16 protein-coding genes are annotated in these 13,501 nt (G+C 54.5%); 3 read left to right on the top strand and 13 right to left on the bottom strand.

The genetic code is table 11. The features are described 5' to 3' along the window. The 9 genes from BM007_RS20350 to fkpA form a co-directional block, all read right to left on the bottom strand. Window positions 1–650, bottom strand: a 650-nt coding sequence (locus tag BM007_RS20350; protein WP_090420689.1) for a GTP-binding protein, incomplete at its 3' end; no start/stop codon positions are given. A 69-nt stretch (window positions 651–719) separates the two neighbouring features. Further along, the gene (gene fusA, locus BM007_RS20345; RefSeq protein ID WP_008503004.1) at window positions 720–2,834 is read right to left on the bottom strand and encodes an elongation factor G; all 2,115 of its coding nucleotides are present in this window, start codon (window positions 2,832–2,834) and stop codon (window positions 720–722) included. A gap of 96 nt (window positions 2,835–2,930) precedes the next feature. After that, window positions 2,931–3,401, bottom strand: coding sequence for a 30S ribosomal protein S7 (gene rpsG, locus BM007_RS20340; RefSeq protein ID WP_004106370.1), 471 nt, complete (start codon window positions 3,399–3,401; stop codon window positions 2,931–2,933). A 96-nt stretch (window positions 3,402–3,497) separates the two neighbouring features. Next, entirely contained in the window at window positions 3,498–3,872 is a 375-nt protein-coding gene (gene rpsL, locus BM007_RS20335) for a 30S ribosomal protein S12 (protein ID WP_000246815.1), read from the bottom strand. Between the two features lie 124 nt (window positions 3,873–3,996). Then, a complete protein-coding gene (tusB, locus tag BM007_RS20330; protein ID WP_024907951.1) occupies window positions 3,997–4,284 on the bottom strand; it encodes a sulfurtransferase complex subunit TusB in 288 nt (95 codons plus the stop codon). 7 nt (window positions 4,285–4,291) lie between these two features. Then, a complete protein-coding gene (gene tusC / locus BM007_RS20325) occupies window positions 4,292–4,651 on the bottom strand; it encodes a sulfurtransferase complex subunit TusC (protein WP_090420686.1) in 360 nt (119 codons plus the stop codon). Continuing rightward, window positions 4,651–5,037, bottom strand: coding sequence for a sulfurtransferase complex subunit TusD (tusD, locus tag BM007_RS20320; RefSeq protein ID WP_048992404.1), 387 nt, complete (start codon window positions 5,035–5,037; stop codon window positions 4,651–4,653). The genes tusC and tusD overlap by 1 nt, the downstream gene beginning before the upstream one ends. Next, window positions 5,037–5,759, bottom strand: coding sequence for a helix-turn-helix transcriptional regulator (locus BM007_RS20315; RefSeq protein WP_003861697.1), 723 nt, complete (start codon window positions 5,757–5,759; stop codon window positions 5,037–5,039). Before BM007_RS20315 ends, tusD begins: the two co-directional genes overlap by 1 nt. Window positions 5,760–5,925: 166 nt before the next feature. Further along, window positions 5,926–6,744 carry an FKBP-type peptidyl-prolyl cis-trans isomerase gene (gene fkpA, locus BM007_RS20310; protein WP_023309460.1) on the bottom strand — a complete coding sequence of 273 codons (819 nt, stop codon included), beginning with the start codon at window positions 6,742–6,744 and terminating at the stop codon, window positions 5,926–5,928. Window positions 6,745–6,982: 238 nt separating this feature from the next. Here fkpA and BM007_RS20305 point away from each other — a divergent pair, with 238 nt between their 5' ends. Further along, window positions 6,983–7,201 carry a protein SlyX gene (locus BM007_RS20305; RefSeq protein ID WP_024907948.1) on the top strand — a complete coding sequence of 73 codons (219 nt, stop codon included), beginning with the start codon at window positions 6,983–6,985 and terminating at the stop codon, window positions 7,199–7,201. Between the two features lie 51 nt (window positions 7,202–7,252). Here the strand turns inward: BM007_RS20305 and slyD are convergent, their stop codons facing one another. The 4 genes from slyD to kefG form a co-directional block, all read right to left on the bottom strand. Beyond that, window positions 7,253–7,843: a peptidylprolyl isomerase gene (gene slyD, locus BM007_RS20300; RefSeq protein ID WP_024907947.1), complete on the bottom strand. Its 591-nt coding sequence runs from the start codon at window positions 7,841–7,843 to the stop codon at window positions 7,253–7,255. Between the two features lie 94 nt (window positions 7,844–7,937). After that, window positions 7,938–8,138: a YheV family putative zinc ribbon protein gene (locus tag BM007_RS20295; RefSeq protein ID WP_008503011.1), complete on the bottom strand. Its 201-nt coding sequence runs from the start codon at window positions 8,136–8,138 to the stop codon at window positions 7,938–7,940. Window positions 8,139–8,151: 13 nt separating this feature from the next. Continuing rightward, entirely contained in the window at window positions 8,152–9,957 is a 1,806-nt protein-coding gene (kefB, locus tag BM007_RS20290) for a glutathione-regulated potassium-efflux system protein KefB (RefSeq protein ID WP_090420683.1), read from the bottom strand. Continuing rightward, window positions 9,957–10,511, bottom strand: a complete 555-nt coding sequence (gene kefG / locus BM007_RS20285; RefSeq protein ID WP_090420679.1) for a glutathione-regulated potassium-efflux system ancillary protein KefG — start codon at window positions 10,509–10,511, stop codon at window positions 9,957–9,959. Before kefG ends, kefB begins: the two co-directional genes overlap by 1 nt. Before the next feature lie 135 nt (window positions 10,512–10,646). Between kefG and BM007_RS20275 the strand changes: the two genes are divergently transcribed. Together BM007_RS20275 and BM007_RS20270 are read left to right on the top strand one after the other, a co-directional pair. Then, complete coding sequence (locus BM007_RS20275) at window positions 10,647–12,551, top strand: ABC transporter ATP-binding protein (RefSeq protein WP_090420676.1); 1,905 nt, start codon at window positions 10,647–10,649, stop codon at window positions 12,549–12,551. 15 nt (window positions 12,552–12,566) lie between these two features. Then, a complete protein-coding gene (locus tag BM007_RS20270; RefSeq protein ID WP_061716386.1) occupies window positions 12,567–13,499 on the top strand; it encodes a LysR family transcriptional regulator in 933 nt (310 codons plus the stop codon). Window positions 13,500–13,501 lie beyond the last annotated feature (2 nt).

Here is a 13,501-nt window from a genome sequence, read left to right as displayed (position 1 = left end):
TCTTCGATTGGCAGCAGGAATGGCTTGTCAATCGCACGCTCTGGTTCTGGGATGTAAGAATCCAGGAAGCCAGCCAGTTCGATGATTTTCGCTTCCCACTCAGCTTCGCCTTCCAGCGCTTTCAGAGCAGAACCACGAACGATTGGGGTATCGTCGCCTGGGAAATCGTACTGAGACAGCAGTTCACGAACTTCCATCTCTACCAGTTCCAGCAGCTCTTCGTCATCAACCATGTCGCATTTGTTCAGGAACACGATGATGAAAGGAACGCCTACCTGACGACCCAGCAGGATGTGCTCACGAGTCTGAGGCATTGGGCCGTCAGTCGCAGCAACAACCAGGATCGCGCCGTCCATCTGCGCAGCACCGGTGATCATGTTTTTAACATAGTCGGCGTGGCCTGGGCAGTCTACGTGTGCGTAGTGGCGAGTCGGGGTGTCATATTCAACGTGGGAAGTGTTGATGGTGATACCACGTGCTTTTTCTTCTGGTGCGTTATCGATCTGGTCGAATGCACGAGCAGAACCACCGTAGGTTTTAGCCAGAACGGTAGTGATTGCAGCAGTCAGGGTAGTTTTACCATGGTCAACGTGGCCGATAGTACCAACGTTGACGTGCGGTTTTGTACGTTCAAATTTTTCTTTAGACACGGCTATATTCCTTACTATAGTGCTCTCCCCTGTGGAGAGAGCACGGGACTTAGGTTTTAATCCTGTGGATTACTTACCACGGGCTTCAATAACGGCCTGAGCAACGTTGTTAGGCGCATCATCATACTTCAGGAATTCCATGGTGTATGATGCACGACCTTTGGTCAGAGAACGCAGCTGAGTTGCATATCCGAACATTTCAGACAGCGGAACTTCAGCGTGGATCTTAACGCCAGTTACTTCGGATTCCTGACCACGCAGCATACCGCGACGACGGCTCAAGTCACCGATAACGTCACCGGTGTTCTCTTCAGGAGTTTCTACTTCAACCTTCATGATTGGCTCAAGCAGAACTGGTTTTGCTTTCTTAAAGCCTTCTTTAAAGGCAATAGACGCAGCCAGTTTAAACGCCAGTTCAGAGGAGTCAACGTCGTGGTAAGAACCGAAGTGCAGACGAACACCCATGTCAACAACCGGATAGCCAGCCAGAGGGCCCGCTTTCAGCTGTTCCTGGATGCCTTTATCAACGGCTGGGATGTATTCGCCAGGAATTACACCACCTTTGATGTCGTTGATGAACTCGTAACCTTTCGGGTTAGAGCCCGGCTCCAGTGGGTACATGTCGATCACAACGTGACCGTACTGACCGCGACCACCAGACTGCTTAGCGTGTTTACCTTCAATGTCGGTAACTTTCGCGCGAATCGCTTCGCGGTAAGCAACCTGAGGTTTACCCACGTTCGCTTCAACGTTGAATTCACGCTTCATACGGTCAACGATGATGTCCAGGTGCAGTTCACCCATACCAGCGATGATGGTCTGGTTAGATTCTTCATCAGTCCATACGCGGAATGATGGGTCTTCTTTCGCCAGACGGCCCAGAGCCAGACCCATTTTTTCCTGGTCAGCTTTGGTTTTTGGTTCAACTGCGATGGAGATTACCGGCTCTGGGAATTCCATACGCTCCAGAATGATCGGGTGATCCGGGTCACACAGGGTGTCACCAGTGGTCACGTCTTTCAGACCGATAGCTGCAGCGATGTCGCCCGCACGAACTTCTTTGATCTCTTCACGTTTGTTAGCGTGCATCTGTACGATACGGCCAAAACGCTCACGCGCCGCTTTCACGGAGTTCAGGATGGTGTCACCGGAGTTAACCACACCAGAGTAAACGCGGAAGAAGGTCAGGTTACCCACGAATGGGTCGGTAGCAATTTTGAACGCCAGTGCAGAGAATGGCTCTTCGTCGCTTGCGTGACGCTCAGCCGGGGTATCTTTACCGTCGTCCAGGATGCCGTTGATCGCAGGAACGTCAACTGGGGATGGCAGGTAGTCAACTACCGCATCCAGCATCGCCTGAACACCTTTGTTCTTGAACGCAGAACCACAGGTTACCAGGATGATTTCGTTGTTCAGAACGCGCTGACGCAGAGCTTTTTTGATCTCTTCTTCAGTCAGTTCTTCACCACCCAGGTATTTCTCCATCAGCTCTTCAGAAGCTTCAGCAGCGGATTCGATCAGGTTCTGGTGCCATTCGTCAGCCAGGTCCTGCATTGCAGCTGGGATATCTTCGTATTCGAAGGTAACGCCCTGGTCTGCATCGTTCCAGTTGATGGCTTTCATTTTCACCAGGTCGATAACGCCGGTGAAGCCTTCTTCAGCACCAATTGCCAGCTGCAGCGGAACAGGGTTCGCGCCCAGACGGGTTTTGATCTGACCAACAACTTTCAGGAAGTTAGCACCCATACGGTCCATTTTGTTAACGAACGCGATGCGTGGAACTTTATATTTGTTCGCCTGACGCCATACGGTTTCAGACTGTGGCTGAACACCACCAACTGCGCAATAAACCATTACCGCGCCGTCAAGAACACGCATGGAACGTTCTACTTCGATGGTGAAGTCAACGTGCCCTGGGGTGTCGATGATGTTTACGCGATGCGGTTCGTACTGCTTAGCCATACCTGACCAGAATGCAGTAGTCGCTGCGGAGGTGATAGTAATACCACGCTCCTGCTCCTGTTCCATCCAGTCCATGGTGGCTGCGCCGTCATGAACTTCACCGATTTTGTGGTTTACACCGGTGTAGAACAGAATACGTTCGGTAGTAGTGGTTTTACCGGCGTCGATGTGCGCACTGATACCGATGTTACGGTAGCGTGCGATGGGTGTTGTACGAGCCATTTGATTCCTCGTTTATATCTTTAGGCGTTCAGTTAAGTTACCCAGAGCGGGCGGCTTCTCTGAAGCGCCCGCCTGGTGACTAAGACTCCGAAGGGATTACCAACGGTAGTGTGCGAACGCCTTGTTGGCTTCTGCCATACGGTGAACGTCTTCACGTTTCTTAACTGCAGTACCTTTGTTGTCTGCAGCATCAGAAAGTTCGTTCGCCAGACGCAGAGCCATGGATTTATCACCGCGTTTACGAGCAGCTTCAACGATCCAACGCATTGCCAGGGCATTACGACGAACCGGACGAACTTCAACTGGAACCTGATAAGTAGAACCACCAACGCGGCGGGACTTAACTTCTACAGTTGGGCGAACGTTGTCGAGAGCGACTTCGAAAGCTTCCAGTTCATTTTTACCAGAACGCTGAGCCAGGGTCTCAAGCGCGCTGTATACGATTGCTTCTGCAGTAGATTTTTTACCATCTACCATCAGGATATTTACAAATTTTGCCAGCAGTTCTGATCCGAATTTCGGATCTGGAAGAATTTTACGCTGACCAATGACGCGACGACGTGGCATGGGAATACTCCGTTGTTAATTCAGGATTGTCCAAAACTCAAAGAGTTTAGTGTGACATTAAGATAAATCAGTTTGGCCTTACTTAACGGAGAACCATTAAGCCTTAGGACGCTTCACGCCGTACTTGGAGCGAGCCTGCTTACGGTCTTTAACACCTGAGCAGTCCAGCGCACCACGGACGGTGTGGTAACGAACACCCGGAAGGTCTTTAACACGACCGCCACGGATCAGGATCACGGAGTGCTCCTGCAGGTTGTGACCTTCACCACCGATGTAGGAAGTCACTTCGAAACCGTTAGTCAAACGCACACGGCATACTTTACGCAGTGCGGAGTTTGGTTTTTTAGGAGTGGTGGTATATACACGAGTACATACGCCACGTTTCTGCGGGCAGGCTTCCAGCGCAGGCACGTTGCTTTTCGCAACTTTGCGTGCACGTGGTTTGCGTACCAGCTGGTTAACTGTTGCCATTAAATAGCTCCTGGTTTTAGCTTTTGCTTCGTAAACACGTAATAAATCGACCTCATACAATATGAGGACGCGAAATTTTAGGGCTACGTCGAAAAGGTGTCAAGAAATATACAGCGATCTCAGATCACCAGTTCATTTGACTGGCGTGCGTCACAGTAAGATTGACGAAATCAGTATAGCCAACCACGTCAATTTTGGCTGAAATTTGACCAGAAAGACCCCGCGCATCCAGATCGTCTTTCAGCGCAGAGACTGTTATGGGGGCGTTCGTGAGAATTTCAACGAAACGACTGCCTTCCAGTGCGGCAAGCACGCCATCCTGAATCAGCAGCAGATCGTCACCTTCGCGCAGCATACTCAGTAACGCGTCGATATCACATTGCCACGGTGAATGGCTCAGAGTATGGAGCATGGCGGCCTCAGAAAGTCAGAACGGTGTCGTAGTGGGAAAGGTGTTCGCGCAACGCCGCAGAAGACACGACGGTCACATCCAGCACGAAAGGCGTCTTCTCATCCAAACCGCGAGCGGCCAGCGAGTCGGCGCAGACATAAAGGTTTTCAATGTCGTACAGCGGCAACACTTTGAAGGTAGCGATATAATCCCGCGCAAGAATGGCCTGTGGCTGCTGACCCGCCAGAAGCTGAAACACCCCGTCCCCCAAAAAGAAGACGCCGATATCTTCGGTCAGCGCGGAGGTCGCAAGTAACGCATCCAGCCCTTCGCGGCCGGAAGCGCTGCCGTGTGGCGCAGACGTAAAAACAAATGCCACGCGCTTCATCAGAATTGCACCACTCTGTCGCAGGTTAATGCCGCCTGTGCCAGTGCACCCAGACCACTCAACGAAAAACCGGGCTGCAGGTTAGAACCCGATAAACCAGAACGCGCGGCTTCGGTTGCATCGGTCACGCCGCGGCGCAGTGCCGCCGCCACGCAGATGTGCAGTTCTACGCCCTGCTTTTCGTTTAATGCCTGCCAGGCGCGCACCAGATCGAACTCATCGCTCGCCGGTGACGTAAACTGATTCGCGTTATACACCCCTTCCCGATAGAAGAAGACGCTCGCCAGCTCATGTCCAGCCGCCAGTAGCGCATGCGCAAACTGCAGCGCGCTGCTGGCCTGCTGAGTACCGTACGCCGGGCCTGTCACCATTAACGCAAAACGCATTACTTGTCTTGTCCCAGGAAATCGCCGCTTTTGAACTGACGAATATAGAGGTAGACCGTGTGCTTGGAGATGTTCAGACGATCGGCCACCTGGTTGATGGCGTCTTTAATATCAAAAATCCCTTTTTCATAGAGATTGAGCACGATCTGACGATTCTTCGCGTTGTTCGAGACGTTGCGATCGGCATTCACCTCTTCAATCGTAAACTCAAGCGTCTGCGTCACCAGATCTTCAACGGAGGAGGCAAAGTTAACAGAAGAGCCAACGTCCGGCGTTTCTGGTGGAATAAAGGTGCTCATGATTTGCGAGAATGGCACATCAAGGTTCATGTTGATGCACAGCAGCCCAATAACACGATGCTCGCGGTTTCGAATCGCGATGGTTTCTGATTTCATCAGCACGCCGCTTTTGGCGCGGGTGAAATAGCATTTGGAGACGCTGCTGTCCGCGCCGGTCATGTCATGCAGCATACGCAATGCAAGGTCGGTAATTGGCGAACCAATTTTACGGCCAGTATGCTCACCATTCGCAATGCGGATGGCGGAACACTTCAGATCTTGCAGGGAGTGCAATACGATTTCGCAGTGGGAGCCAATGAGCATCGCTAACCCGTCCACTACCGCTTCATAGGATTTCAGAATATCGAAGTCGGTCTGATCGAAAGGACGTTGATCCAGCAAATCAAGTTCACTGGTTTCGTTGGTTAAAAGCGACCTGGACATGAAAAAAACACTCCTTTTCAGGAGCCTGTCGTTAGGTTTTCAGGGCAGGCTCATTATCTACACGGACAACTAAATTAATACAGCGTGCCTAACGCTTTCCAGTGTTAATTATATCTGCCCCACAATAAAAAACCGCCGCCTTAAAGGCGGCGGTTTTTTTTCAGCATTACTTCTTAGCAGCAGCGGCTTTATCGTCAGCCGGCGCGTCTGCCTTGGCATCCGCTTTCGGTGCCGGTTTGATGTCCAGCAGCTCTACGTCAAAGACCAGCGTAGAGTTGGCAGGGATACCCGGAACGCCGGTTTTGCCATAGGCCAGATCCGGTGGAATAACCATCTTGATCTTGCCGCCTTTCTTGATGTTTTTCAGGCCTTCAGTCCAGCCAGGGATCACACCATCCAGACGGAAGGAGAGCGGCTCACCGCGGGTGTAAGAGTTATCGAACTCTTTACCGTCGATCAGCGTACCTTTGTAGTTCACAACAACGGTGTCGCTGTCTTTAGGCGCATCGCCGGTGCCTTCTTTCTCAACTTTGTACACCAGGCCAGTCGAAGAGGTTTTCACACCCTTCTCTTTAGCAAAGGTGTCGCGGTAGGCTTTGCCTTTCGCTTCGTTGTCTTTAGCGTCCGCGTCCATCTTAGTCTGCGCGGCACCCTTCACGCGCGCTTCAAACGCCTGCAGAGTCTGTTCAATTTCCTGGTCAGACAGCTTGCTCTTATCTGCAAATGCGTCCTGAACGCCCGCGATCAGCTGAGCTTTATCCAGTTTGATGCCCAGTTTCTCTTGTTCTTTCAGAGAGTTTTCCATGTAACGGCCCAGAGATGCGCCCAGTGCGTAGGCGGATTTCTGGTCGTCATTTTTGAACGCCGCTTTGCTGTCTGCAGTGGCAGCAGGCTTCGCAGCAGTATCAGCAGCGAATGACAGCGGCGCGTTCAGCGCAACAGCCATCGTCGTCGCCAGCAGCGTTACTTTAAACAGTGATTTCATCCATATCTCCAGGGCCTGGGGACTCTCACCCCAGCGTTAAACGTAAATGAGTTACGTACTATAAAACGTTGCGGAAGAAATCTACAGACAGACACTTCCAATTCTCGCCACTTTTCAGACTATTTTTGTTTAAATAAGTTTCCTGCCAAGGGGATGCGGACTGTACTTAAGGATAAACTCAGTTAAACTGCGCCGCCGCAGGACCAATATGGCGAATCTGAAATAAACGAGGTGAATGATGAAGGATACAGCATTAGAAGCGAGAATGGCTGAGCTGGAAAGCCGCCTGGCTTTTCAGGACATCACCATCGAAGAGCTAAACCAGACCGTGACCGCACATGAGCTCGAAATGGCAAAACTGCGGGATCATATGCGCCTGCTGACGGAAAAGCTGAAGGCCACGCAGCCGTCAAACATTGCCTCTCAGTCAGAAGAGACGCCACCTCCTCATTATTGAGGCGTAAAAAAAGCGGGATTATCCCGCTTTTTTATTTTCCGCATGACGGAATTAGTGGCAACCGCAGCCGCCGTTACCGCAACCACCTTTACCGTGATCGTGGTCGTGACCATGGTCGTGGCCGTGACCACCGCAGCAGCCGTCGTGGCCGTGATCGTGGTCATGGTCGTGACCGTGCGCACCGTGAACGTGGCCATGAGCCAGCTCTTCTTCGGTCGCTTCACGGATCGCAACAACTTCTACGTTGAACTTCAGGTTCTGGCCAGCCAGCATGTGGTTACCGTCAACCACGACGTGGTCATCTTCCACTTCGGTGATTTCAACAGGAACCGGGCCCTGGTCGGTTTCAGCCAGGAAGCGCATGCCAACCTGCAGTTCGTCAACGCCCATGAATACGTCTTTAGGAACGCGCTGAACCAGGTTGTCGTCATACTGACCGTAAGCGTCGTTCGCGCCTACAGCAACGTCAAATTTGTCGCCAACTTCATGACCTTCCAGCGCGTTTTCCAGGCCGGAAATCAGGGAACCGTGACCATGCAGGTAGTCAAGCGGCGCACTCACCGGAGACTCATCAACCAACACACCGTCTTCTGTACGTACCTGATAGGCCAGGCTGACCACCAGGTCTTTTGCTACTTTCATGATATCTCCTGAGCGTGGGAAAATTGCTGGCGCAGATTGTAGCGGAAATCTGCACCTGTGTACCCTTTAGCTTAAAAAAACTCAGGGCATATCGCTAGTCCGGATGAAAAATCCCGATAACTTGCTCTTCTTTGCGAACGTGTTCGCGGGCCTCTTTGTCGGCCTCACGCATCTGGTGACCGCACTTAACACACTCAACAACATCAATATTATTTTCCCGCCACATCGCCAGGGTATCTTGCGCCTGGCAGGTCGGGCATTTTGCACCCGCGATAAAGCGTTTACGTACAGCCATCTTTCGTTACCCTTTATTCAAATTCATCCCAGCCATCGAGCTGGCGTCGTTCCTGCTGCATCTCGCGCTGGAAGATCTCCTCCAGCTCGCGACGCGCTTCCCGCACGCGGGAGATCTGCGCCGTATCGGTATGGACCGGCATCAGCTCGCGCAGCATCCGCATATCCAGCCGGCGGAAGTGCATCTGGGCGCGCTGCGCCTGATGCGGATGCATGCCAAGCGAGATCAGCGCCTTGCGCCCCAGCTCCAGCGCACTGGAGAACGTCTCACGGGAGAAGTGTTTCACACCCGCCTGCAATAATTCGTGAGCTTCAACACGTCCCCGCGCACGCGCCAGAATATGCAGATGCGGGAAATGCTGCTGGCAGAGATCCACCAGCTTCATCGTGTCTTCCGGGTCGTTACAGGTAATGACGATGGACTCTGCCGCCTCTGCCCCCGCCGAGCGCAGCAGCTCAAGCTGGGTCGCGTCGCCGTAGTAAACCTTATAGCCATATTTACGCATCAGGTTAACCGCGCTGATATCGCGCTCCAGCACCGTAATGCGCATTTTGTTCGCCATCAGCAAACGCCCGATAACCTGTCCAAAACGACCAAAGCCCACCACAATAACCTGCGGCTTGTCGTCTTCCACCCACGGCGCTTCGTCTTCATCGTCAGTGGGATTCAGGCGGCGCGACAGCAGTTTATCCACCAGCTTCATCAGCAGCGGCGTGGTCATCATCGACAGCGTGACCGTTACCAGCAAAAGCGCCATCTGATCGTCTTTAAACAACTTCTGGGAGGAGGCGGTAGAGAACAGCACAAACGCGAACTCGCCCCCCTGGCTTAACACGCTGGCAAATTGCATGCGTTCCGAACTGCGCAAGCCATAAATACGCGCCATGACGTACAGCACCAGCGTTTTCACCGCCACCAGGATGGCCACGCTCACCACAACCCACAGCAGATGGGTATAGAGCACGCCAAGGTTGAGCGCCATCCCCACTGAAATAAAGAACAGGCCTAACAGCAGCCCTTTAAAGGGATCGATGGCAATTTCCAGCTCGTGCCGATACTCGCTCTCCGCCAGCAGCACCCCGGCGATAAAGGTCCCGAGTGCCATCGACAGCCCCAGCGCGTCCATAAACAACGCCGATCCCAGCACCAGCAGCAGCGTCGCGGCGGTAAATACCTCGCGAACGCCCGACGCGGCAATAAAGCGGAATACGGGACGTAACAGGAAACGACCGCCAATCAGCATGCCCGCGAAGGCCAGCACCTTCATGGCGATTTTCGCCCAGTCGAAGTGGTCGTCGCCGGACCCCGCCAGCAGCGGCACCAGCGCCAGCGCCGGGATCACTGCCAAATCCTGGAACAGCAGCACCGAAAAGCCCAGCTGGCCGGCTTCGTTGCGATTCATCCCTTTATCGCGCATCAGCTGCAGCGCCATCGCCGTCGACGACATCGCAAGGCCTATCCCACCAATCACCGCCGCCTGCCATGAAAAGTTGGTCAGCATTAACAGGCCCCCCAGGATCGCGGCGCTGAACATCACCTGCGCGGCGCCCACGCCAAAAATAGAGCGTCGGAGTTGCCACAATTTCGAAGGATTCAGTTCCAGCCCGATGATGAACATCAGGAACACCACGCCCAGTTCGGAGAAATGGAGAATCTCATCTACATCGCTGATGAATCCCAGTCCCCATGGGCCAATCGCGATCCCCGCCAGCAGATACCCCAGTACCGCACCGATACCAATGCGTGCAGCAAGCGGCACCGCGACGACGGCCGCAAATAAAAACAGCACCCCGGCGAGGAGCAAATTCGATCCTTCCATTAACGACCTCCTGCCGGAATCGGTGACGCCAGCCATTCACCATAGGCTCTGGCGTGGCTGGCCAGTTCTTTCGGATCCTGACGTCGGGCCCAGTAGACAATAATCGGGCTCATCCAGTGCATACGGCACATTGCCGCCGTCAGTTCGAAAGGCCGCAGAATGTCGCTCATCGGATAGCGGTTCAGCCCGTCGTGGCGGTAAGCACTTTCCGGCTCTCCGGTGGTGATCACACTACGCCAGTACTTTCCCGCCAGCTGGTTGCCCCCCACCCCGCTGGAGAAGCCCCGGCTCAGCACGCGGTCCAGCCACTCTTTGAGCAGCGCCGGACAGCTGTAGGTGTAAAGCGGATGCTGGAACACAATGACGTCATGCTGACGCAGCAGTTCCTGCTCGTAAGGGATATCAATAAAGAAATCAGGATAGTGCGCGAAGAGATCGTGCACCGTCACGTTGCTGAGCTGTGTGGCCGGCTTAAGCAGCACCCGGTTTGCCACCGAGTCCTGAGATTCCGGATGGGCATACAGCAGCAGCACTTTTGCTGTCTGAGACATCATTCCCCTCCCGGTCTTGTTTCTGTTTTTGTGTATCGTCGTTGTTTTGGGCTACCATGGCGGCCCGGTGCGGAAAATGGCCCACACCTTACATTATCATAATGACAAATTAACATAGTCGGAACATACGGCGCTTCTATGATTGTTTTCTCCTCGTTACAAATTCGTCGCGGCGTGCGCGTCCTGCTGGATAACGCCACTGCTACCATCAACCCGGGCCAAAAAGTGGGCCTGGTCGGCAAAAACGGCTGTGGTAAATCCACCCTGCTGGCACTGCTGAAAAACGAGATTAGCGCGGATGGCGGTAACTTTACCTTCCCGGGGAACTGGCAGCTCGCCTGGGTAAACCAGGAGACGCCGGCGCTGAGCGAACCGGCACTCGACTATGTTATCGACGGCGACCGGGAATACCGTAAGCTCGAGGCGGAACTTAACGCCGCTAACGAGCGCAACGACGGCCACGCCATTGCCACCGTTCACGGCAAGCTGGACGCCATTGACGCGTGGACCATTCGCTCCCGCGCCTCCAGCCTGCTGCACGGCCTGGGCTTCAGCAATGAACAGCTGGAACGCCCGGTCAGCGACTTCTCCGGCGGCTGGCGTATGCGACTCAACCTGGCGCAGGCGCTGATCTGCCGCTCTGACCTGCTGCTGCTCGATGAACCGACCAACCACCTCGATCTCGATGCGGTTATTTGGCTGGAGAAGTGGCTCAAGAGCTATCAGGGCACTCTGATTCTGATCTCCCACGACCGCGACTTCCTCGACCCGGTGGTGGATAAAATCATTCACATCGAACAGCAAACGATGTTCGAGTACACCGGCAACTACAGCTCCTTCGAGCGTCAGCGCGCGACGCGCCTTGCCCAGCAGCAGTCCATGTACGAAAGCCAGCAGCAGCGCGTGGCGCACCTGCAGAGCTTCGTGGATCGCTTTAAGGCCAAAGCCTCAAAAGCCAAGCAGGCCCAGAGCCGCATCAAGATGCTGGAACGCATGGAGATGATTGCCCCGGCGCACGTGGATAACCCGTTCCACTTCAGCTTCCGCGAGCCGGAAAGTCTGCCGAACCCGCTGCTGAAGATGGAGAAGGTCAGCGCGGGCTATGCCGACCGCATTATTCTCGATTCTATCAAGCTCAACCTGGTGCCGGGTTCGCGCATTGGCCTGCTGGGGCGTAACGGTGCCGGTAAATCGACGCTGATCAAGCTGCTGGCGGGCGAGCTTAGCCCGGTCAGCGGTGAAATCGGCCTGGCGAAGGGCATCAAGCTTGGCTACTTCGCCCAGCATCAGCTGGAATTTTTACGCGCGGATGAATCGCCGATTCAGCACCTCGCGCGTCTGGCGCCGCAGGAGATGGAGCAGAAGCTGCGCGACTATCTCGGCGGCTTCGGCTTCCAGGGCGATAAGGTGACGGAAAACACCGAGCGCTTCTCCGGCGGCGAAAAGGCCCGTCTGGTGCTGGCGCTGATCGTCTGGCAGCGCCCGAACCTGCTGCTGCTCGATGAACCGACCAACCACCTGGATCTCGATATGCGTCAGGCGCTGACCGAAGCGCTGATTGAGTTCGAAGGCGCACTGGTGGTGGTTTCGCATGACCGTCACCTGATCCGCTCCACCACGGACGATCTCTATTTAGTGCATGGCGGCAAAGTCGAACCGTTCGACGGCGATCTGGAAGACTACCAGCAGTGGCTGACGGACGTGCAGAAGCAGGAAAACCAGCCGGAGGAATCGGCAAAAGACAACGCCAACAGCGCGCAGGCGCGTAAAGACCAGAAGCGTCGTGAAGCGGAGCTGCGCACCCAGACGCAGCCGCTGCGTAAAGAGATTATCCGTCTCGAAAAAGAGATGGAAAAACTCAACGCCACGCTTGCCGCTGTTGAAGAGAAGCTCGGCGACAGCGGTCTGTATGACCAGAGCCGCAAAGCGGAACTGACCGACTGCCTGCAAACGCAGGCGAAGACCAAATCCAGTCTCGAAGAGTGCGAAATGGCGTGGCTCGACGCACAGGAACAGCTGGAAGCGATGCTGCAGGCTGAATAACACGCCGGGAGGGCTATGAGTTTCGATATCACAAGCGAGATTACATTCCGCAAGCTCAGCATCTTCATGACGTTTATGGAGAAGGGGAATATCGCGCGTACCGCCGAAACTCTGGGCCTGAGCGGCGTCAGCGTTCACCGTGCACTGCACACGCTGGAAGAAAACGTGCGCTGCCCGCTCTTTACCCATAAGGGGCGCAACCTGATTGCCCTGCCTTCCGCCTGGACGCTGCTGGAGTATTGCCAGGAGGTGATGCAGGTGATGGAGCGCGGGCTGGAAGCGTCGCGCAAAATTGCCGGGATCGGTCAGGGGCGGCTGCGAGTCGGGACGCTCTACTCGCTCACCCTGGAAACCGTGCCGCGTCTGATCATGGGCATGAAGCTGCGTCGTCCGGATCTGGAGATGGATCTGACGATGGGCTCCAACGACACCCTGCTGCACATGCTGGATGAAGGCTCGCTGGACGCGATTCTTATCTCCATCTCCGAAAGCGACATTGACCGTAACAGCCTCGAAGTGCTGCCCCTGTTCCACGACGACATTTTCCTTGCCGCACCGGCTTCCGCCACGCTGAATACTCGCGGCCCCGCGGATCTGCGTGATTACAAAGACCAGAAATTTGTCGCTCTGGCAGAAGGGTTCGCCACCTATGCAGGGTTTCAGGAAGCCTTTCATATCGCCGGATTCGAGCCGGAGATAGTTACCCGGGTGAATGACATTTTCTCGATGCTCAGCCTGGTGCAGGCAGGTGTTGGATTTACGCTAATGCCGGGCAGGATGAAGAAAGTGTATGAGAATTCCGTGCAGCTGTTGAAGCTGGCGGAGCCGTACCAGATGCAGCAGCTGATCGCGATCGTCTTTGCCCGCAACCGCGAGCAGGACCCGAGCCTGCGGGCATTAGCCGCCGAAGGGCGGATGTATGCGCGCAGCCTGCAGGAAAGTACGTGATA

It is taken from the genome of Enterobacter sp. NFIX59 (genome assembly GCF_900113755.1).
Lineage (GTDB): Bacteria > Pseudomonadota > Gammaproteobacteria > Enterobacterales > Enterobacteriaceae > Enterobacter > Enterobacter pseudoroggenkampii.
The sequence above is the reverse complement of the archived record's forward strand: the minus strand, read 5'-3'. Positions and strand labels throughout refer to the sequence as shown.